The sequence below is a fragment of the Williamsia sp. 1135 genome (assembly GCF_002095395.1).
Lineage (GTDB): Bacteria > Actinomycetota > Actinomycetes > Mycobacteriales > Mycobacteriaceae > Williamsia.
In genome coordinates this window covers 157599-177277 of sequence record NZ_MJEI01000107.1, presented here as the reverse complement: position 1 = coordinate 177277, position 19679 = coordinate 157599, and the positions used below count along the sequence as shown (strand labels likewise).

The window sequence follows — 19679 nt, the reverse complement described above, 5'->3', positions numbered from 1 at the left end:
AACCCAACGCGACTGTCCGTTGCCGATCGTGTCCTGTTTCCGCAGGTGGATATCGGCCGAATCGTGTCGCTGGTGCTCTGGCCGGTTGCGATTTTGATGGTGTTCCAGCGCTCTGTGATCCTCGGGGTGAACGGGGATCGGACCGACGACTTCTCTCCGGTGTACCGTGCGGCGCTCGCATTCCTGCGCAGCGAGCCGGTGTACACGGAGAACTACAACACCGTCGATCCGCATTACCTCTACCCGCCGTCGGGCACGATGTTGATGGCTCCCCTGGGCTACCTCGACCCCGAGCGCGCCCGCTGGCTGTTCATCTTCGCCTCGGTCATGGTCTTGGTCCTGTGCGCCTACCTGGTCACCCGGATGTTCGGGTATTCGGTGCGTTCCCCTGTGATGCCCGTCGTGCTCTTCGTCTTCTTCCTGTCCGAGACAGTCGCACACACCCTGATCTTCGTGAACTTCAATTCGTTTGTGCTGCTGGGCGAACTGGCATTCATGATGCTGGCACTCAAACGCAAGGACCTGTGGGCCGGTGTCCCACTGGGCATCACGTTGGCCGTCAAACCGGTGCTGGCAGTCCTGCTCTTGCTACCGCTGCTCAACCGACAGTGGAAAGTGTTCGTCGGAGCCATCGGCGTTCCGATCCTGTTGACGGCGATGGCCTGGCCGTTGTCGGCCGATCCCGGATCGTTCATCAAACGCACCGCGCCCTACCTGTTCGAGGCCCGGGATTACTACAACAGTTCGATTGTCGGCAACGGCGCCTACTTCGGCGTCCAGACATGGCTGGTGGTGCTGTTACGCATCGCATTCGTTCTGATGGCCGCGTTCAGCCTCTGGTTCCTGTACCGCCACTACCGCAAGACCGACGAATTGCTGTGGCTCACCACCTCGTCAGGGGTTCTGCTGTGCACCTCGTGGCTGGTCGGCTCTCTGGGCCAGGGCTACTACTCGATGCTGCTGTTCCCGCTGCTCATGACCGTGCTGCTGCGAGGATCGACGATGCGCAACTGGCCGGCGTGGCTGGGGGTGTACGGGTGCTTCACCTTCGACGCGTTCTACTCCGACCGGTGGGAAGCCTTCGGCCGGGCCGTGGAATACAACAAGGTCACCTGGGGCTGGTCGCTGTTGATGATCTCGGTGTTCTGTGTGTTGCTGTTCCGCTACCTCGACCTGCGCAAGACCGATCAGATCGAGGTCAGCGGCAGTTCCACCCGACCGGCAGCACCGGCGGGGGTCTAGCTCAGGGCAACGCGGCGAGGAGCTGGTCGATCTCGACGCGAGGTCCGGTGTAGAACGGGGTCTCCTCGCGCACGTGCATCCGGGCCTCGGTGGCTCGCAGGTCGCGCATCAGGTCGACGATCCGGTGCAGTTCGGGAGCCTCGAACGCCAGCAACCACTCGTAGTCGCCCAACGCGAACGACGAGACGGTGTTGGCACGCACATCCTTGTAGCCGCGGGCCTGCTTGCCGTGGTCCGCGAGCATCTGGCGGCGCTCGGCATCGGGTAGCAGGTACCACTCGTAGGACCGCACGAACGGGTAGACACAGATGTACTTGCCCGCCTCTTCACCTGCGAGGAACGCCGGGATATGACTCTTGTTGAACTCAGCGGGCCGGTGGAGCGCCACATTGCTCCAGACCGCGGTGCTCACTTTGCCCAGGACGGTGGTGCGGCGGAAATCGGCGTATGCGGCCTGGATCTGCTCGACTTCTTCGGAGTGCCACCAGATCATGAAGTCGGCGTCTGCGCGCAGGCCTGAGACGTCATAGATCCCGCGGACCACCACACCTTTGTCGGCGAGGGAGTCGAAGAACTCCTTCGCGTCGGCGACGGCGGCCGAGCGGTCTTCGCCCAGTTCCCCTGGGCGAACCGAGAACACGGAGAACATCAGATAGCGGACGGTGGCGTTGAGTTCTGCGTAATCCAGGCGGGTCATGCTTTTCATACTGCCACCGTGAGGTGTCCGGCCTCCGCTGAGGTCCGGCACCCCCGAGGTCGCGATGTCAGCTCGAGAGATCACCGGCGAGCAGACGCGCAACCGCATCTGCACGCCCGATGCACGCAGGTACCCCTACGCCGCTGTAGGTGGCGCCGGCCAGCACGAGCCGTGCAGGCCGATTCCGATCGACGGTGGAAACGAGGCCTGCATGTCCGGGGGCGTATCGCGGGATACCTCCGGGCCAGCGCTGAACCACGGCGTCTCGGACCCGGACAGGCGTCTGATCTTGCCCCGCGAGCGCCATCACGGTACTCAGATCGGTTGTGGCCCAATCGATCAATTGCCGGTCATCGATACTGCTCACACTCGCGCCGTATCGGCCGAACGATGCCCGGACGACCGAGCCGTCGCCGGCGAGGTGGTACCACTTGCGGGTACTGAACGTGAATGCTTTTGCGCGGACCACGGTTTCGTCCCCAGCCACGAGGACACCCGACAATTGGGGTAGGTCGACGCCGCTGTCCAGCGCCATCGCGACCACCGCAGAACCCGATACGTCGATCCCGGCCAGCGGATCGGCGATCTCATCCACCGAGGCAAAGATCTCTGCGGTCACCGGCGCCGGCAGCGCGCACACCACACCGTCGAAGGGTTCACCATCGACCGACCAGCCGCGGTCCGTTCGGCGGACCTCCCGCACCGAGGTACCTCCGTGCACAATCGGTGCACTCTGCCGTAGGAGTTCGTCCACCAGCACCGGGTATCCACCGAGCAATGCACCGAACACCGGGCCTGATCCGGTCGCGGCCCCAAGCAACGCGGTGACAGCTGCGGTCAGACTCGGCGCACCCGCGTCCAGGTGCGCTGCCAAGCCCGGCATCACCGCCCTCAGCCCCAGATCGTCGGAACGTGCCGAGTACACACCCGACAGCATCGGATCGACGCTACGTTCGACCACCGACCGCCCGAAGCGGTCACCGACGAGTTCGCCTATCGAGATGTCCTGACCGGACCGCCACGCCAGCGCACGGGCGGGTTCGCGTGCCATCAGGCGCAAATCGTCGGCCTCGGCGAGGTGGGCGACGGTGTCCGGGTCACCGGGTATGCCCATGAGGGTTGGCCGCGCCACCGGATGCAGACTCGCCCCGGACAAGATGTTCGGACCCAGCGTCCCCGGATGGACGAGCAGGTCGGTCAATCCCAGTTCATCGACCAGCGCAGTGGCTTCGGGGCGTCGCACCAGGAATGCTTCGGCCCCGACGTCGACACGGATTCCGCCGACCTCGACCGAATGCAGGGTCCCGCCCACGCGTTCGGACTTCTCGAACAGCTCGATGCCCACCGAGTCGCCGAGCAGTCGGCGTAACCGGTACGCAGCGACGAGACCGGAGATCCCGCCGCCCAGAACCGCCACCCGCGGGTTCACAGTGAGTGCACCAACTCCACCACCCTGGTCAGCACCGTCGGATCGGTGGCGGGCAAGACGCCGTGGCCGAGGTTGAAGATGTGCCCGATCGCACCGGCGTCGAGGGCCTGGTCGGCTTCGGCGGCGATCCGGCGAACCTCACGCTCGACCACCTCCCACGGCGCGAAGAGGGTGGCCGGATCCAGATTCCCCTGCAGGGCCTTCCCTGGCCCGACCCGGCGGGCGGCCTCGTCCAGCGGGATACGCCAATCGACACCGACCACGTCGGCGCCGGCGGTGCCCATGTCGTGAAGCAGCTCCCCCGTCCCGACACCGAAATGGATGCGTGGGACGTCGTAGGCCGCCAGTTCCGCGAAAACCCGAGCCGAGTGCGGTCGCGCGAACGTGTTGTAGTCGGCGACGGACAGTGCGCCGGCCCAGGAATCGAACAGCTGAAACGCATCGACACCGGCGTCGAGCTGCACCTTCAGGAACGCGATCGTGATGTCGGCGAGCTTACCGACCAGCTCATGCCATACGGCGGGATCGGAGTACATCAGCGCTTTGGTGTTCTCGTAGTTGCGGCTCGGACCGCCCTCCACGAGATACGACGCCAGGGTGAACGGCGCGCCCGCGAAGCCGATCAGCGCCGTGTCCCCGAGCTCGGCCTTGAGCAGCGTCACAGCTCGCGAGACCGCACCCACGGCCTCTGGGGTGAGCAGCGGGAGCCTGCGGATGTCTTCCCTGGTTCGGATGGGCTCGGCGATCACCGGGCCGACGCCCGACACGATGTCCAGGTCGACACCCGCGGCCTTGAGCGGGACGACGATGTCGGAGAAGAGGATTGCCGCATCGACGCCGTGTCTACGGACCGGCTGGAGCGTGATCTCGCAGACGAGTTCGGGATCGAAGCACGACTCGAGCATGCCGCGTCCTACCCGGATTTCACGGTATTCCGGCAACGAGCGGCCCGCCTGCCGCATGAACCACACAGGGCGACGGTCGGGGCGCTGCCCGCGGGCGGCCGCGACCAGCGGCGAGAGGGCGCGGGCATGTTGTTGAGTCATCACCCGACATGCTGCCATGAGCACGCCTGCGACCTCTACGGCCCACCGCCGACGGCGGCCTGGGTCGGTCACGGCGCGCCTCCGCAGCCTCGGCGTGACGGGGCCCTACGGTCGAACGGTGACCACTTCCGGAGCGTCGACCGAGCCTGCGGTCTTCCGCAGCGCCATCGAATCGATGCATGCGGCCAAGGTCCGGTCTGAGATCGAACTCGGCAGCATTCGTCCCCCGCAGCGACTGGCGCCCTACAGCTACGCCGTCGGCGCCGAGGTGACCCAGCCCGAAGGCGACGATGTGGCCACCGATTCCGATGGCACCGCATTCGGCCGTCTGATCCTGCTCTACGACCCCGACGGCCATGAGGCCTGGAACGGGACCATGCGCTTGGTGGCGTTCATCCAGGCCGAGGTCGAGGCCGTGTTGGCCGCCGACCCGCTGTTGCCCGAGGTGGCCTGGAGCTGGTTGACCGAATCCCTCGAGAAGTCCGAGCACGTGGAGATCACCGCGCTCGGAGGCACCGTCACGTCGACGACGTCGGTCCGTTATGGCGACATCTCCGGACCCCCGCGAGCGCATCAGCTCGAATTGAGGGCGTCGTGGACAGCCACCACCGATGAGCTCAATGGCCATGTGGAGGCGTTCTGCGAAGTACTCTCCCTGGCTGCGGGCCTGCCCCCCTCGGGGGTCACACGGCTCGGGTTCGCCGAAGCGTGAACCCAGCCGCATGACCGAATCAACCGAACCGCCACCGGTTTCCGACGACACGGCTTCCCCCGCAGCCGCAGATGCGCCTGTTGTCGACGAAGGTCCCCCACCGACTCCGTTGACCGAGCCCGCAGACGGCGTTCCACCGGTGCTGACCACGCCGGATGAGTTCGCCGAGGCAGGACGATTGTTGGCTGCGGGCACCGGACCGATCGCGCTCGACACCGAGCGGGCGTCAGGCTTCCGGTATTCCGGACGGGCCTATCTCATCCAGATCCGGCGCGCGGGTAGCGGTTCGATGCTCATCGATCCGATCGACCATCCCGACGCTCTTGCACCGATTGCAGCAGCCCTCGACGGTCCCGAATGGATCCTGCACGCCGCCGACCAGGACCTGCCCTGCCTGCGCGAGCTGAACTTCCGTTGCGCTGCGCTCTACGACACCGAACTGGCGGGCAGGCTGCTCGGGATCCCCAAGGTGAATCTCGCTGCCATGGTAGAGCATTTCCTCGGGCTCGGCCTGGTCAAGGGTCACGGTGCCGCGGACTGGTCGCGACGTCCGCTTCCGGCTGACTGGTTGAACTACGCGGCCCTCGACGTCGAGGTACTCATCGAACTCCGTGACGCGGTCCAAGCCGCTCTGGTCGAGGCGGGAAAAGAGACGTGGGCAGCGCAGGAGTTCGCTGCCGTGCTGGCCAGGCCTGAGCCTGTGCCGCGGCCGGATCGGTGGCGGCGGGTTTCGAAGATCCACACGATCAAGTCCACGCGAACCTTGGCTGCCGTGCAGCAGTTGTGGACTGCGCGTGAGGATGTGGCACGTCGACGCGACGTTGCACCAGGCCGAATCCTGCCGGACTCAGCGATCGTCGCCGCGGCGGTCGCCGATCCGAAAACGCTGGACGAATTGTACAAACTGCCCCTGTTCGGCGGTCCACGCCAACGACGGCAGGCCGGCCGCTGGATGTCCGCACTCGAGGCGGCGCGACGCCTGCCCGACTCCGAACTACCGCCCCGGCGACCACCGAGTACCGGACTGCCCCAGGTCAATCGGTGGGAAGCCAAGTCGCCCGAGGCCGCTGCCCGGCTGACCGCGGTCCGCGCGGCGCTGACGGTGCTGGCCGACGAGGTGAACACACCGGTGGAGAATCTGCTGCAGCCCGAACTGGTCCGTCAACTGTGCTGGGACGACGTGCCAACTGCCACGCCGGAGGCCGTCGCCGCACGATTGGCGGTCGGTGGCACACGATCGTGGCAGATCGAACTGACCTCTCCGGTGATCGCCGACGCCCTGGCCGCGCCGCCGCCCGATTAACAGAGTTCGCTACTCGGGACTCACTCGGGGAGGGCCTGCTGATCCGAGGCCTGCCGCGAATCTTGATCCCCGCGGCCGAGTTTGCTCTCATCCGACGACGACAGCGGTGGCTGCATCCCCGACACCATGGCCGTGATCGCACGAGCGACATCTTGGGCGGTGAGACCGAGTTGATCAAGAATCTGATTGCGCGAGGCGGGTGCGAGGAACTCCTGTGCGATGCCCACGTCGCGAACCGGTGTGCAGACCCCGGCACTGCGCAGTTTCTCCGACACCGACGAACCCACACCGCCGTGGACTCCGCCGTCTTCCACGGTGACCACAAGGCGGTGGGCAGCGGCCAGTCCAACAATGGATTCCGGCACCGGCAAGACCCAGCGTGGGTCGATCACCGTGGCCCCGATCCCCTGCTGGGCAAGGCGGGCGGCGGTGTCGAGGGCGAGCGAGGCGAACGGGCCGACGGCGACGATGAGCACGTCGGAGTCGTCGCCGCGAGACGGTGTGGCGAGGACATCTGTGCCGTCGTCGAGCCGTTCGATGGCGCGGATGTCCTCGGGTACCGCGCCTTTCGGGAAGCGAAGCGCGGTCGGTCCGTCGTTGACGTCGAGGGCTTCGGCCAACTCCTCACGCAACCGCACCGAATCCCGTGGCGCTGCGACGCGCATGCCCGGCACGATGGCCATGAGTGACAGATCCCACATGCCGTTGTGACTGGGTCCGTCCGGACCGGTGACACCGGCGCGGTCGAGGACCAGTGTGACCGGCTGCCGGAGCAAGGCGACGTCCATCAGGAGCTGATCGAAGGCGCGGTTCAAGAATGTGGAGTACACAGCCACCACCGGGTGCAGTCCACCGAGAGCCAGTCCGGCAGCCGAGGTCAGCGCGTGTTGTTCGGCGATACCGACGTCGAACATGCGATCCGGAAAACGCTCACCGAACGGCGCGAGACCGGTGGGACCGGGCATCGCGGCGGTGATCGCGACAACGTCCTTGCGGCGACTGCCGGCCTCGATCAGAGCCGCGGAGAACACCGACGTCCAGTCGGGTGCGGGCACACTGGTCGATTTTCCGGTGGCCGGATCGATGATGCCGGTGGAGTGCATCTGGTCGGCCACGTCGTTCTCGGCGTGGTGGTAGCCCATGCCTTTACGGGTGACGGTGTGCACGATGACCGGTCCGCCGAAGGACTTCGCGCCGCGCAGCGCAATCTCGAGGGCTGCCTGGTCATGTCCATCGACCGGGCCGACGTACTTGATACCGAGGTCTGTGAACATCGCCTGCGGGGCGATCGCGTCTTTGAGACCGGTCTTGAGCCCGTGTAGCGCCGAATACGCCAGCGCTCCGAAAAGTGGGAGCTTGAGCACAGCACGCCGACCTTCGTCGAGCACGCGCTCGTACCCCGGCTGCAGGCGCAGACCCGACAGATGACGGGCGAAGCCGCCGATGGTCGGCGCATAAGAACGGCCGTTGTCGTTGACAACGATGACCATCGGTCGGTCGCCGCCCGCGATGTTGTTGAGCGCTTCCCAGCACATGCCACCGGTCAGGGCACCGTCGCCGACGACCGGGACCACGTGCCGTTCCTCGCCCGCCAGCTCGAAGGCCTTGGCCAGCCCATCCGCATACGACAGTGCTGCCGAGGCATGCGACGACTCGATCCAGTCGTGCTCACTCTCTGCGCGTTCCTGGTACCCGGTCAATCCGTCGCGTTGGCGGAGGGTGTCGAATCCCCCTTTACGGCCGGTCACGATTTTGTGCACGTAACACTGGTGTCCGGTGTCGAAGAGGAGCGCGTCGTTCGGCGAGTCGAAGACCCGGTGCAGCGCGAGGGTCAATTCGACCACGCCGAGATTGGGTCCGAGATGCCCGCCCGTCGCCGAGACCTTGGCGATCAGGAACTCGCGGATCTCCTGGGCCAACTCCTGCGTCTGCGGGAGGGTCAACTCGCGCAGATCGGATGGCGAATTGACCGAATCCAGCACGCTCATCTCTCTGATGTCCTCTCAGGTGGGCGGCGAAACGGAGGAACTACCGGTCCGCCGCAGTGCACCCGCCGGGCTGCGGCGGACGCGTGGCTACCCAGTCTACGGACCCGTGGCCGGAGCGGAGGATGGGCGCAGCAGTGCGATCGCCTCCAAGTGGTGGGTCAGCGGGAACGCGTCGAAGCCGAGAAGTGTGACCACCTCGTACCCCCCGCGGATGTAGTCGCCCAGGTCACGTGCAAACGTCGCCGGATCGCACCCGACCGCAACCACGTAGGACGGAGCCGCGGCGACCACCTGCTCGACGACCGCGCGCCCGGCGCCTGCTCGCGGTGGGTCGAGGATCACCACGTCAGGGGCAGGCAGAGTGGCGAGCGAGGTTGCCACGTTGCCGCGGTGCACCTGCACCCGGTGATCATCGGCGAACGTTTCCTGCGCCGCGGCGACCGCTGCGGCGTCCGCTTCGACGATGTGGACCCTGGCGGTCCCCCGCGCGTCGTCGTTCTCGTCGATCACGGCCCCGGCCAGGACTCCCGCGCCGCCGTACAAGTCCCACACGACGACAGATCGCGGTAGGCCCGCGTCTCGCAGCAGGGTTCGAACCGCAGTGCTGTACCCGGCGGCGGCATGACGGTGGGCCTGCCAGAAGCCAGTGATGGGCAGGTCCCAACTCCGTCCGGCGACGGTGCGCCGCACGGTGGGTCCCCCCGCGAGTATCGACTCGTCGCGAGCGGCTGATCGCTGGGCGCGGTCGCGCTGGACCTTCCGCCTGCCCCCGGAAGGTGTTCGGGTGCGACGCGCGCGGCGCACGTCGCCGGCCGGGGTGACGCCGGCGATCGAGGCGATGTGCCGAACCCCGTCGTCCCCCGCGGTGACCACCAGGTCGGCCCCCGGTTGCAGACCTTCGAGGAGGTCGATGCCGTCGAGCAGACCCGGAAGCGGTTGCGCGCAATCGAGCCGACGGATCACCGAGTGTGATTGATGGGCATGCATTCCCGCGACACCGGCGCTGTCGACGATCAGGCGTTCACGGACTCGCCACCCTGTCTCGGGCTGTTCACCTGCGGCGGCGTCGAGCGAGAGCACCTCGCCATCCCATTGCACCCCACCCATTCGACTCAACAACTCGCTGAGCACGCCCGACTTCAGCTCGCGCGCATGAGATCCCGTCGTGTGAGAGAGATCGCAGCAGCCTGCGCCGCCGCCTGGCGCACCAGCCGGGCAGGCCGCGTCGATGCGATGTTCTGACGCCTCGACGATCTCGGCGATCTCGGCGCGGACGAAGCCCTTGCCCCGATCCTCCGACACCCGCACCCTCAGCCGTTCACCCGGTAGGGCGTGGCGCACGAACACGACTCTGCCGTCGTGGCGTCCGACGCACACGCCGCCGTGCCCGAGTCGCTCGGTGGCGAGTTCGAATTCCCTGCCGAGCCAACTGTTTTCGTTCGTTCGCGGGTGGGATTCTGGTGTCTCGGTCACTGCGGATCATTTCGTTCGCCGGGCAGCGTTCCCACACCACGGCGGGTGTCCCCCGGGGCGATGTAGGTGCGGTCGCGTTTGCGTCGATCAGACGAACTCAGCTGCCACGGGACCGACGGCACCATCACTCCTGGTTCGAATAGCAGTCGACCTTTGAGTCGCAGAGCGGATTGGTTGTGCAGGATCTGCTCCCACCAGTGCCCCACCACGTATTCGGGAATGAACACCGTCACCACATCACGCGGCGATTCGCGTCGCAGCCGGCGGACGTAGTCGATGACCGGTCGGGTGACCTCTCGGTATGGCGACGCGATCACCTTCAGCGGCACTGTGATGTCACTGTCTTCCCACTGCGCCACGAGCTTCCGCGTGTCGCGGTCATCGACGTTCACCGTCACCGCTTCGAGCGTGTCAGGACGCGTCGCACGGGCGAAGGCGAGCGCACGCCGACTCGGCAGATGCAGGGTCGAGACCAGCACGATCGAATGCGTACGGCTCGGTAGAACGGCCTCGTAGTCGGAATTGTCCAACTCTGCCTGGACCGACGCGTAGTGGCGGTGAATGAGTTTCATCAGGCCGAAGATCGCGACCATCGCGACTATCGCGATCCACGCCCCCGCCAGGAATTTCGTGATCAGGACGATGATCAACACCGATCCGGTCATGAGCAGGCCGATGGTGTTGATGATGCGGGACCGGATCATTCGCGCTCGCGCGCTCGGATCGCGCTCCGTCTTCAGATGCCGCGTCCAGTGCTTCACCATCCCGATCTGACTCAGGGTGAACGACACGAAGACCCCGACGATGTAGAGCTGGATCAACGCGGTGACCTCGGCGCCGAAGGCCACGATGAAGGCGATCGCCGCGGCCGCCAAGAACAGGATCCCGTTCGAAAAGGCCAGGCGGTCCCCGCGGGTGTGCAATTGTCGCGGCAGGTAACGATCTTGGGCCAGCACCGAACCCAACACCGGGAACCCGTTGAACGCGGTGTTCGCGGCCAGAACAAGGATCAGCGCGGTGACCACGGTCACGAAGTAGAAGCCGGGCGTGAACCCGCCGAACACCGCGTGGGCAATCTGCGCGATCAGCGACTTCTGCTCGTATCCCTCCGGCGCGCCGAGTAGATCCTTGGCCGGGTTCGACACGTATTTCACGCCGATTTCCTTGGCCAGCAGGATGATGCCCATCAAGAGGACGATCGAGATCGAGCCCAGCAGCAACAGCGTCGTCGCGGCGTTACGGGACTTGGGCTTCTGAAAAGCGGGCACTCCGTTGCTGATCGCCTCGACCCCGGTCAGCGCGGCGCAACCGGACGAGAAGGCGCGCGCGATCAGGAACACGAAGGCGATCCCGATCAGGTGGTCTTGCTCCGCCTTGATCTCATAACCCGCGGTCTCCGAGTGGATGTCGTCGCCGAAGACATAGACCCGGAGGAACCCCCAGGCCAGCATCACGACCATGCCGACGATGAAGGCGTAGGTGGGAATGGCGAACGCGGTACCCGATTCGCGTAGTCCACGCAGGTTGATCGCGGTGAGCAGGACGATCGCGAATATGCAGAAGAGCACCTTGTGGGTCTGTACGAACGGCACGGCCGAACCGATGTTCTCCGCCGCCGACGCGATCGACACCGCCACGGTCAGCACGTAGTCGACGAGCAGCGCGCTTCCCACCGTGAGTCCGGCTGTCGGCCCGAGGTTGGTGGTGGCAACTTCGTAGTCGCCACCACCGGAGGGGTAGGCGTGCACATTCTGTCGATAGCTGGCCACCACGACCACCATCACCAGCGCGACGGCGAGACCGATCCAGGGCGTGTACGTGTAAGCGGACAATCCGGCCACCGACAGGACGAGAAAGATCTCCTGGGGGGCGTAGGCGACCGACGACATCGCATCCGAGGCGAACACGGGGAGCGCGATCCTCTTCGGCAGCAACGTATGACCGAGGGTGTCACTGCGGAACGGCCTGCCGAGAAGCAGTCGTTTTGTCGCCGTAGAGGCCTTGGACACCTTTGACACCAGGCAAACAATAGGGCCTGCCGTGCCGTATAGCTACGTGGGTGGCGGTAGCGTTCAACAGAGTGCCGAGACGCAGCGGAGCGAAGCTCGACCAAATGGCCGGCCCGGATGATTTCAGCGAGGAGTTTGCATGCGCGTGGTGGTGATGGGGTGCGGCCGCGTCGGCGCGAACCTGGCCCTGAAATTGCAGGCCGCAGGCCACGACGTCGCAGTCATCGACCGGGATGCGACCGCCTTTCGCCGGCTACCCGACGACTTCGGCGGCACGACCGTCAAGGGTGTCGGATTCGACCAGGAGGTACTGCGCCGCGCGGGAATCGAGGGCGCAGACGCGTTCGCCGCGGTGTCGTCCGGCGACAACTCGAACATCATCGCCGCGCGGGTGGCGCGGGAAACCTTCCACGTACCCAAGGTCGTCGCGCGGATCTACGACGCCAAACGCGCGGCCGTCTACGAGCGACTGGGCATCCCGACGGTCGCGACGGTCCCCTGGACCACCGACCGGTTCATCTCCGCGCTCGGCCAGGCCGATGCCGACGAGGTCGCCTGGACGGAGCCGTCGGGCGAGGTCGCCATCGTCCGGCTGCCCGTCCACGAATCGTGGGTGGGAACGTCGGTGACGCTGTTCCAGGAGAACACCGGGTCTCGGGTGAGCTTCATCAACCGGCTCGGACTGCCCTTGCTCCCCGGGCCCAAAGCGGTTCTGCAGCAGGATGACCAGGTTTTTGTCGCGGCGCTCGTCGACAATCTCGAGAAAGTCCGCTCGGTCGCCGCCGGTGTCGCGCCCGAGTCCGACTGACCACCGCAGAACGTAGGAGAACATCATGAAGGTCGCCATAGCCGGTGCCGGTGCGGTGGGACGGTCGATCGCTCGCGAGCTGATCGCCAACTCTCACGACGTCCTGCTTCTCGAACGCAATCTCGATCACATCGACGAGGAATCGGTACCGGGTGCCCGGTGGGTCAGCGGCGACGCCTGCGAACTCGACAATCTCGAGCGGGTGCAGCTGCACAAGTTCAACGTTGTCATCGCGGCGACGGGCGATGACAAGGCGAATCTCGTCGTCAGCCTGTTGGCCAAGACGGAGTTCGCCGTCGCCAGGGTGGTCGCGCGGGTCAACGACCCCCGCAACGAGTGGTTGTTCGACGAGGACTGGGGTGTCGATGTCGCCGTCTCGACCCCGCGAATGCTCGCGTCGCTCGTCGAGGAAGCGGTCTCTGTAGGCGACCTCGTCCGATTGATGACCTTCCGCCAGGGTCAGGCCAATCTGGTGGAGATGACCCTCCCCGACAACACCCCGCTGGCAGGCAAACCGGTCCGCAAGCTCAAATTACCCAGGGATGCCGCGCTCGTGACGATTCTGCGCGGTGGAAGGGTGATCGTCCCCTTACCCGACGACGCCGTCGAGGGTGGGGACGAGTTGATCTTCATCGTGCCCGCTGAGGCCGAGGCCCAATTGCGGGCAGCGATCATCGAGCCGGCGGCTCCGGCGTAGCGACGTCGTCTGCGGGGCCGGATTTCTCGCTCACGGGGGCGGTTTCGTCGCTGTCCTCGTTTTTCTGAGCCCAGCGGACGAGCAGCACCGTGGCAACGACGGCGACCGCGGTCAGCGGCCATCCCATGGCGATACGCGCCACCGCGAGCGCACCGGTCTGATCGTGGTCGTAGAGGAACGACTGCACCAGGTAACGGACCCCGAAGAGTACCGCCCAGATCGCGGTGGCGATGTCGTATGCAAGAAGAGTGCGTCGATGCTTGCGCCAGGCTGTTCCGTTGCCGTTCAGCGCATTCCAGATGACTCCGACGAGTGGCCACCGCACCAGAATCGACAGGACGAACACCCCCGCGTAGAGCAGAGTGGTCCAGATCCCGAAGAGGAAGAATCCCTTGGCATCCCCCGTCCGGTGCGCGATGAACGCACACACCGCGACCCCGATCACACCCGAGATGGCCGGCTGGATGGGTTCGCGCCGGATCAGCCGGACGACGAAGATGAGCAGTGCCACGCCAAGTGCGGCGTAGATCGCCACCGTGAGATTCCACAGCGAGTTCGCGGGTACGAACACCACGATCGGAATCGACGAGTAGATGAGCCCGGAGACCCCGCCCATCTGCTCCATCACCGTGAGTGCGGCGGGCTCGCCGTCCGCTGTTCCGCGGCCATCACCGGGTAGCTCGGGACCGCCATCGCCGGAGGACTGCGGATCCGCTCCCTGCTGCGCTCTCAAGATCAACTCAGCTCTCACCGAGCAACTCGTAGTACGGATTGAACATGATCTTGTGTCCGTCGTGCTCGCCGATCCGGCCACGGACCGTCAGGGTCCGCCCGGGTTCGATACCGGGGATGCGGTTGCGGCCGATGAACTTGAGGGTGACGACGTCGGTGCCGTCGAAGAACTCGGCGACGATGCCCGTCTTCATGCTCTTCGAACAGGTCTGCACAGAGCGCAGTTCACCGTGCATGGTGACCTCGTCTCCGGCGGAACAGTCGCAGGCGCGCTGGGCACCGGTCTGCTGGGACTGCTGCGAGATCGTCTCGGCGTCGAGCTGCTCGAGATCCTCGGTCAGCCTGCGGGTGAGGCGTTTGAGGTATCCGCCTGCAGTCATTGCGCTACGCACCTTCCCGATCGCTCGGGCTAGTAGTTGTCACGGGTCTGTGCTCACGCCAGCGTAGACCTCTGTCCACCCGACTTCCACCCGCGATGCAAGATCATTCCATGCCGCAACACCAGCCGTCGTCTCCGACCCGCCGAGCCGGCGAACAGGTGATCGTAGCTCTGCCCGGAACGGGCTCGGACGCCGATTTCGCGGCGCGGGCGTTCGCGAACGCCGACCTCGGGGTCATCGCGGTCGATCCGGACGGTGATGGTCTGATCAGCGGTTATCGCCGCGCACTCGACGACGCGGCGTCGACGTGGGGCACGATCGTGGCGGCCGGGGTGTCACTCGGGGCCTGCGTGGCCGTGCAGTGGGCGATCGACAATCCCCAGCGCTGCGCGGGCGTGCTGGCAGCCCTACCCCCATGGGTGGGCGATCCCGCAAGCGCACCGGCCGCACACAGCGCGCTCCTGACACTCGATCTACTTCGCCGGCAGGGTCTCGACGAGACGATTTCGCAGATGCAGGCGGGCAGCCCACCGTGGCTGGCCGCGGAGTTGACCAGATCGTGGCGTGTGATCGGCGATCAGCTCGAGCCGGTGCTCGTCGAGGCCTCGAACTATCACGCCCCGACTGCGGAGACGATCTCGCAGCTGCGGGTTCCGCTCGCGATCACCGCCGCCACCGATGACCCGGTCCATCCCCACGCAGTCGCACAGGTGTGGCGGGCGCATGCCCCGATATCGACACTTGCGGACATCACGTTGGCCGAACTCGGCGCCGATCCTTCGATCCTCGGCCGCCGGGCGCTCGAAGGCTGGCGGTCACTAGACCCGTGACGCCCCGCCGGGCACTGACAGCGCTAGCGTTGCGGACGGTTTCGCAACTGCTGCATCGCCGACCCGCTCGAGACCGGCCCGGTCTTCGTCTCTGCGGGTTCGGCGTCGGGCGCAGGATCGGGCGCTGACGCCGGCGGTGGCGTGCCCTGAACCCGGACCGTGGCCTGCGCGGACTGGGCCTGCGCCCCACTGTCATTCGGTGCGGGCGCAGCCGATGCGGCCATCTGGCCCGAGTCGGCCATCTCTTGCTGAGCTGCGGCAACCTGTTCGGCGAGCACAGGGGGCAAAACGATCGGCAATGGAGTCCGCGGCGGGTGCGGGTCGTCGCCACGGCGGACGACCGTCTCGCTGACCACGGCGCGTGCCACCTTCGCCAGCGCTTCGGCGCCTGCTGTCGGCGCACTCGCCACGGCGCGGATCATCCATCGCGAGCCGTCGACGCCGATGAACCGGTGGACACCGCCAGGCACGGTGGCCACGACCTCACGGCCCCAGAACCCCGTCTCGATTGCGGTCTCGGCACCTTCGGTCTTCAGTGATTCGGTCAGCTCGACGACGACGTCGCGCCACTGCCCGCTCGATTTGGGTGCCGCGAAGGCTGCGACGGTGATGCGTCCATGTGGAGTGACGAGATAGACCGATTGCGGCTGATGGTCCGCGGACATCTCCACGGTCACCTGACCGCCTTCGACGACGGGAACCAGTACGGACCCGAGGTCGAGGTGGGAGTTCTCGAAACGCGATTCGGGCGCCAGGTCTCCGATGTCGTAGGGCCCTTGGCCGCTACCGATCACCTGTGGTCCGGATTCCTCGGGCGCACTCGGCGCACCCTTGCCGCCTCTGCGGCCTCGACCTCGCTCACGTGCCATCTCTCAACTACCCTCCGGCGCGAGTGCGCCCAGTATCGCGTGTCCGCCGCTGGAGCCATACCCGCCGGCCCCTCGGCTCGTGTCGTCCAATTCGTCCACCTCGACGAACTCCGGCAACTCGACCCGTTGCACCAGCAACTGCGCAATGCGGTCCCCCCTGCTGATCGAGATCGGGGTGTGCCGGTCGAGGTTGATCAAACAGACCTTTATCTCACCGCGGTATCCCGCATCGACCGTGCCCGGGGTGTTCACGATCGACAGACCGGCACGCGCGGCGAGCCCGGAGCGGGGGTGGATCAAACCCACCGTCCCCACCGGTAGCGCGATCGCGATCCCGGTCGGAACCAGTTGTCTCTCACCCGGTTCGAGTACCAGGTCGACAGCGCTGGAGAGATCGACCCCGGCGTCGCCGGGGTGGGCGCGGGTGGGCACCGCAATGCCTTTGTCGAGACGCCGTAGAGACACGGTCGATACATCGGCGGGGGTGCTGCCACGGTCGGTTGCCACACCGGAAGACTACGCTGGCGCCGTGCCACCTCTGCCATCACCCGACCCCGCCGGAGACTCGTCCGGCTCCCCGGCGACCGCTGCCGCGGGCCATTTCGACGAACGCCTCCACGTGCCGCTGTGGTGGTGGCTCGGCGCTGTCGTGGTCACCGGGATCCTCGGTTACGAGATACAGCTCTCGCTGCACGAGAGCTCGCTGAGCTGGATCGCCTACGCCGTTCTCACCCCGCTGGTGATCTGGATGCTGTGGTCGATGGGCCGAACCCGGGTGTGGGTGTCCGGCGACGAGCTGTTCGCGCACAAGGCGCACCTGCCGATTGCGATGATCGCCCGGGCGGCGGTCATCCCCGCGAGCGCCAAGAGCGCGGCGATGGGACGACAGCTCGATCCGGCGGCGTTCCTCGTCCACAAGTTCTGGGTGAAGACGATGGTGTTGCTGGTCCTCGACGATCCAGACGACCCGACTCCGTACTGGTTGGTCAGCACCCGTCACCCGGAAAAGCTCGTGGCCGCGCTGGGCTTGCCAGACGCGGCCACCGAGGCTTCGGGCCAATAGTTTCTTGCCGCCGCGCCCCCACGCGGCGCGAGATGAATCAGACCACTGGACGATTCACCTCTTCCACCGTGCGATCAGGCGCAGTCGACGCAGATCCGGGAGTTCCCGTTCTCCGTCGCCAGACGGCTGCGGTGATATACGAGGAAGCAACTGGTGCAAGTGAACTCGTCGGCCTGCTTGGGGATCACCCGCACCGATAGTTCCTCGCCCGACAGGTCAGCGCCCGGGAGTTCGAACGATTCGGCGGTGTCGCCTTCGTCCACATCAACCGAGGCCGCCTGCGCCTCACTTCGTCGCGCCTTGAGCTCTTCGAGGGAGTCCTCAGAGACCTCATCGGATTCGGTGCGCCGCGGCGCATCGTAATCAGTTGCCATAATTCCGCCTTATGTAGAAGCACCTGCGACTTCGGGTTCCCGATGTGAGCGGGTTCCAAAAGTCCCAACAAGCCGCGCACTTCCCCTTTTGCAAAGTCCGCGACAATGCCCTTGGGACAACGACCCATCGAGGGCTATTCGTTGCACTGCCAGGCATGGATTTTGTGATTTTCGCCACAGTTGATCGGTAGTCCGAATTTCAAGCTATCCAATCCGAGGCGGCCGAAGCCTAGCCCAGCTGCCTCTCAGAGTCAACAACAACACGGGCGCGAGAACATTCCCCAGCCGTCTGAACCGAGAACGCCCCACGGAGGCCAACCGGCGACACCCGGCCACCCGACGCCGGTTGGCGCCGTCGGTGGGCGGCATACGTTTACAGTTGACTCGCTCGTGCACATCTCCGGCGGAAGGCATCTCGAGAACCCATGGTTTCCCAGATCACCTATGGCTATCCCACCGATGACCGCGGCCGGCCCTTCCGCCGCCGGCGCTACCTTCCCGCCGTCATCGTCGCGGTGGTGCTCACGCTCATCGCCGCGCTCGTGTGGATCAGCGCGCTGTCGACCTCCGAGGCAACCGCTGCACCCACCGATTGCCCGTCACCTCCCGCGCCCTCTGCGGCGCCCGATGTCGCCGCGCCCCCAGTCGGGACCACCGCCGGCCGCGACGAGATGTTGCAGGTACCACCGGCGGCCCTGGCGAGTTTTCAGATCCGCGTCCTGAATGCCACCGACGAGCAGGGCAAGGCCCAGACCGTTCTCGACGATCTGACATCACTCGGCTTCCAGGCCGCCCCCGAGGCCGCGTACGGCGACGACACCCTCTACCCCGACCAGAATCTGGATTGCTTCGGGCAGATCCGCTTCGGCGATGCCGGCAAGGCCGCTGCCGCGGCCCTGTGGATCGCGGCCCCGTGCACCGAACTCATCAACGATGGACGTCCCGGCAACGGGGTCGACCTGTCGATCGGTGAACACTTCAGCGAGTCCGAGCAGAACCAGGACGCACTTGCCGTCCTCGACACCCTCCGGGCGGCCAACCCGCAGGACCCCAACACCGGCGCCGACCCTGCCGTCATCGCGGCGGTCCACGAAGCGTCCTGCTGACGGCCGATACGACGCGGGCCGGGGTTCAGGCCGGGATCGGGTCCAGCGCGCCGAGGCCGCTCAGCAGAGTGGTCATCTCGCTCGCAATACCCGGCGCCATCGCCAAGGTCACGTCTCCCTGTGGACTGCGCGAGGTCGCGGCAGGTATCCGCACCACGGCGCCCGCCTCCTCGGCGATCAACGAACCCGCCGCCCAGTCCCACGGGCTGAGGCCGTGCTCGTAGTGGGCATCCACAGCTCCGCTGGCGACCATGCACAGATCCAGGGCCGCTGATCCGATTCGTCTCACGTCGCGGATGTGCGGTAACAGCGAGGCGATCAGCGCCCCCTGGACGGATCGCCGGGACGACGCGTACCCGAAGCCCGTCGCGACCAAGGCCAGCCCCACGTCCTCGATGCCGTTGCAGGCCAATCTGACAGGACCACGACCGTCGTCCGAGAACGCACCGCCACCGCGGGTTGCCGAATAGGTGATCCCGCGCGCCACGTCGACCACGGCGCCGGCCACGGTGCGACCCTCGACCTGGGCACCGACCGACACCGAGTAGGCCGGGATGCCATAGAGGAAGTTGACGGTGCCATCGATCGGGTCGACGACCCATCGCACCCCCGCGGGGACGGCGATCGAACCACCCTCCTCCTCGCCGAGGACGGCATCACCGGGCCGCAGTTCCGCCAGCAGATCACGCAGCAGCGTCTCGGATTCCGTGTCGACGATGGTGACAGGATCGGTGTCGGTGCTCTTCGTCGACACGGCCTGCGGCACAGACCCTTCCGCGACCTCAGACCCGAACACCTCCGGCCGTCGCGTGCGAACGTGTTCGGCTGCCTTCTCGGCAACCCGTACCGCGACGGCGGTCAGCTCTGCCGGATCTGTGGTGGACACCAGTACATGTGAGCACACGACCCGCCGCTGCGCGG

At 66.2% G+C, this 19679-nt stretch carries 20 protein-coding genes; 8 read left to right on the top strand and 12 right to left on the bottom strand.

Features of this window, described 5'->3' with window-relative positions; genetic code table 11:
• Positions 1 to 12 precede the first annotated feature (12 nt).
• Complete coding sequence (locus BFL43_RS27000) at positions 13 to 1242, top strand: glycosyltransferase family 87 protein (protein WP_084896871.1); 1230 nt, start codon at positions 13 to 15, stop codon at positions 1240 to 1242.
• Position 1243: 1 nt separating this feature from the next.
• On the opposite strand, the gene hemQ is transcribed toward BFL43_RS27000, so the two are convergent.
• The 3 genes from hemQ to hemE all read right to left on the bottom strand — a co-directional run bounded on the left by hemQ (position 1244) and on the right by hemE (position 4414).
• Positions 1244 to 1939: a hydrogen peroxide-dependent heme synthase gene (gene hemQ / locus BFL43_RS26995; protein ID WP_084896869.1), complete on the bottom strand. Its 696-nt coding sequence runs from the start codon at positions 1937 to 1939 to the stop codon at positions 1244 to 1246.
• A 67-nt stretch (positions 1940 to 2006) separates the two neighbouring features.
• Positions 2007 to 3368 (bottom strand): FAD-dependent oxidoreductase, encoded by a 1362-nt coding sequence (locus BFL43_RS26990; protein ID WP_084896455.1) that lies wholly within the window; start codon positions 3366 to 3368, stop codon positions 2007 to 2009.
• Positions 3365 to 4414, bottom strand: a complete 1050-nt coding sequence (gene hemE, locus BFL43_RS26985; RefSeq protein ID WP_084896453.1) for a uroporphyrinogen decarboxylase — start codon at positions 4412 to 4414, stop codon at positions 3365 to 3367. The genes BFL43_RS26990 and hemE overlap by 4 nt, the downstream gene beginning before the upstream one ends.
• 118 nt (positions 4415 to 4532) lie before the next feature.
• On the opposite strand from hemE, the gene BFL43_RS26980 reads away from it, so the two are divergent.
• The gene (locus BFL43_RS26980) at positions 4533 to 5126 is read left to right on the top strand and encodes a DUF3000 domain-containing protein (RefSeq protein ID WP_084896451.1); all 594 of its coding nucleotides are present in this window, start codon (positions 4533 to 4535) and stop codon (positions 5124 to 5126) included.
• A gap of 10 nt (positions 5127 to 5136) precedes the next feature.
• Positions 5137 to 6429 carry a ribonuclease D gene (locus tag BFL43_RS26975; protein WP_084896449.1) on the top strand — a complete coding sequence of 431 codons (1293 nt, stop codon included), beginning with the start codon at positions 5137 to 5139 and terminating at the stop codon, positions 6427 to 6429.
• 20 nt (positions 6430 to 6449) lie between these two features.
• Here BFL43_RS26975 and dxs read toward each other — a convergent pair whose 3' ends face one another.
• From dxs to BFL43_RS26960, 3 genes are all read right to left on the bottom strand, one after another.
• Positions 6450 to 8417 (bottom strand): 1-deoxy-D-xylulose-5-phosphate synthase, encoded by a 1968-nt coding sequence (dxs, locus tag BFL43_RS26970; RefSeq protein ID WP_084896446.1) that lies wholly within the window; start codon positions 8415 to 8417, stop codon positions 6450 to 6452.
• Positions 8418 to 8513: 96 nt separating this feature from the next.
• The gene (locus tag BFL43_RS26965; protein WP_084896443.1) at positions 8514 to 9890 is read right to left on the bottom strand and encodes a TRAM domain-containing protein; all 1377 of its coding nucleotides are present in this window, start codon (positions 9888 to 9890) and stop codon (positions 8514 to 8516) included.
• Complete coding sequence (locus tag BFL43_RS26960) at positions 9887 to 11908, bottom strand: APC family permease (protein WP_084896441.1); 2022 nt, start codon at positions 11906 to 11908, stop codon at positions 9887 to 9889. Before BFL43_RS26960 ends, BFL43_RS26965 begins: the two co-directional genes overlap by 4 nt.
• A 130-nt stretch (positions 11909 to 12038) precedes the next feature.
• Here BFL43_RS26960 and BFL43_RS26955 point away from each other — a divergent pair, with 130 nt between their 5' ends.
• Together BFL43_RS26955 and BFL43_RS26950 are read left to right on the top strand one after the other, a co-directional pair.
• Positions 12039 to 12707 (top strand): TrkA family potassium uptake protein, encoded by a 669-nt coding sequence (locus BFL43_RS26955; RefSeq protein WP_084896439.1) that lies wholly within the window; start codon positions 12039 to 12041, stop codon positions 12705 to 12707.
• A gap of 25 nt (positions 12708 to 12732) precedes the next feature.
• The gene (locus BFL43_RS26950; RefSeq protein ID WP_084896437.1) at positions 12733 to 13404 is read left to right on the top strand and encodes a TrkA family potassium uptake protein; all 672 of its coding nucleotides are present in this window, start codon (positions 12733 to 12735) and stop codon (positions 13402 to 13404) included.
• Here the strand turns inward: BFL43_RS26950 and BFL43_RS26945 are convergent.
• Positions 13379 to 14029 carry a DUF3159 domain-containing protein gene (locus BFL43_RS26945; protein WP_084896867.1) on the bottom strand — a complete coding sequence of 217 codons (651 nt, stop codon included), beginning with the start codon at positions 14027 to 14029 and terminating at the stop codon, positions 13379 to 13381. The genes BFL43_RS26950 and BFL43_RS26945 overlap by 26 nt on opposite strands.
• 115 nt (positions 14030 to 14144) lie before the next feature.
• Complete coding sequence (locus BFL43_RS26940; RefSeq protein ID WP_084838484.1) at positions 14145 to 14516, bottom strand: OB-fold nucleic acid binding domain-containing protein; 372 nt, start codon at positions 14514 to 14516, stop codon at positions 14145 to 14147.
• A 110-nt stretch (positions 14517 to 14626) separates the two neighbouring features.
• Between BFL43_RS26940 and BFL43_RS26935 the strand changes: the two genes are divergently transcribed.
• Entirely contained in the window at positions 14627 to 15346 is a 720-nt protein-coding gene (locus tag BFL43_RS26935; RefSeq protein WP_084896435.1) for an alpha/beta hydrolase, read from the top strand.
• Positions 15347 to 15369: 23 nt separating this feature from the next.
• On the opposite strand, the gene BFL43_RS26930 is transcribed toward BFL43_RS26935, so the two are convergent.
• Positions 15370 to 16215, bottom strand: coding sequence for a DUF3710 domain-containing protein (locus BFL43_RS26930; RefSeq protein WP_084896434.1), 846 nt, complete (start codon positions 16213 to 16215; stop codon positions 15370 to 15372).
• 3 nt (positions 16216 to 16218) lie between these two features.
• Positions 16219 to 16722 carry a dUTP diphosphatase gene (dut, locus tag BFL43_RS26925; protein WP_143695582.1) on the bottom strand — a complete coding sequence of 168 codons (504 nt, stop codon included), beginning with the start codon at positions 16720 to 16722 and terminating at the stop codon, positions 16219 to 16221.
• A gap of 22 nt (positions 16723 to 16744) precedes the next feature.
• On the opposite strand from dut, the gene BFL43_RS26920 reads away from it, so the two are divergent.
• On the top strand, positions 16745 to 17278 hold the full coding sequence (locus BFL43_RS26920) for a DUF3093 domain-containing protein (RefSeq protein ID WP_240498512.1): 534 nt from the start codon (positions 16745 to 16747) through the stop codon (positions 17276 to 17278).
• A 74-nt stretch (positions 17279 to 17352) separates the two neighbouring features.
• Here the strand turns inward: BFL43_RS26920 and BFL43_RS26915 are convergent, their stop codons facing one another.
• Positions 17353 to 17652, bottom strand: coding sequence for a DUF4193 domain-containing protein (locus BFL43_RS26915; RefSeq protein WP_020107433.1), 300 nt, complete (start codon positions 17650 to 17652; stop codon positions 17353 to 17355).
• Between the two features lie 425 nt (positions 17653 to 18077).
• Here BFL43_RS26915 and cei point away from each other — a divergent pair, with 425 nt between their 5' ends.
• A complete protein-coding gene (gene cei / locus BFL43_RS26910; RefSeq protein WP_084896428.1) occupies positions 18078 to 18758 on the top strand; it encodes an envelope integrity protein Cei in 681 nt (226 codons plus the stop codon).
• Positions 18759 to 18783: 25 nt separating this feature from the next.
• On the opposite strand, the gene BFL43_RS26905 is transcribed toward cei, so the two are convergent.
• Entirely contained in the window at positions 18784 to 19662 is an 879-nt protein-coding gene (locus BFL43_RS26905) for an inositol monophosphatase family protein (protein ID WP_276206125.1), read from the bottom strand.
• Positions 19663 to 19679 lie beyond the last annotated feature (17 nt).

What these genes read in the sequence shown, in the direction of transcription:
- BFL43_RS26935 (WP_084896435.1), top strand. Translation starts at nt 14,627, where the DNA reads ATGCCGCAACACCAGCCGTCGTCTCCGACCCGCCGAGCCGGCGAACAG.
- dxs (WP_084896446.1), bottom strand. Translation starts at nt 8,417, where the DNA reads ATGAGCGTGCTGGATTCGGTCAATTCGCCATCCGATCTGCGCGAGTTG.
- BFL43_RS26945 (WP_084896867.1), bottom strand. Translation starts at nt 14,029, where the DNA reads ATGGAGCAGATGGGCGGGGTCTCCGGGCTCATCTACTCGTCGATTCCG.
- BFL43_RS26930 (WP_084896434.1), bottom strand. Translation starts at nt 16,215, where the DNA reads ATGGCACGTGAGCGAGGTCGAGGCCGCAGAGGCGGCAAGGGTGCGCCG.
- BFL43_RS26940 (WP_084838484.1), bottom strand. Translation starts at nt 14,516, where the DNA reads ATGACTGCAGGCGGATACCTCAAACGCCTCACCCGCAGGCTGACCGAG.
- BFL43_RS26950 (WP_084896437.1), top strand. Translation starts at nt 12,733, where the DNA reads ATGAAGGTCGCCATAGCCGGTGCCGGTGCGGTGGGACGGTCGATCGCT.
- cei (WP_084896428.1), top strand. Translation starts at nt 18,078, where the DNA reads ATGGTTTCCCAGATCACCTATGGCTATCCCACCGATGACCGCGGCCGG.
- hemE (WP_084896453.1), bottom strand. Translation starts at nt 4,414, where the DNA reads ATGACTCAACAACATGCCCGCGCCCTCTCGCCGCTGGTCGCGGCCGCC.
- BFL43_RS26915 (WP_020107433.1), bottom strand. Translation starts at nt 17,652, where the DNA reads ATGGCAACTGATTACGATGCGCCGCGGCGCACCGAATCCGATGAGGTC.
- BFL43_RS26955 (WP_084896439.1), top strand. Translation starts at nt 12,039, where the DNA reads ATGCGCGTGGTGGTGATGGGGTGCGGCCGCGTCGGCGCGAACCTGGCC.
- hemQ (WP_084896869.1), bottom strand. Translation starts at nt 1,939, where the DNA reads ATGACCCGCCTGGATTACGCAGAACTCAACGCCACCGTCCGCTATCTG.
- BFL43_RS26975 (WP_084896449.1), top strand. Translation starts at nt 5,137, where the DNA reads ATGACCGAATCAACCGAACCGCCACCGGTTTCCGACGACACGGCTTCC.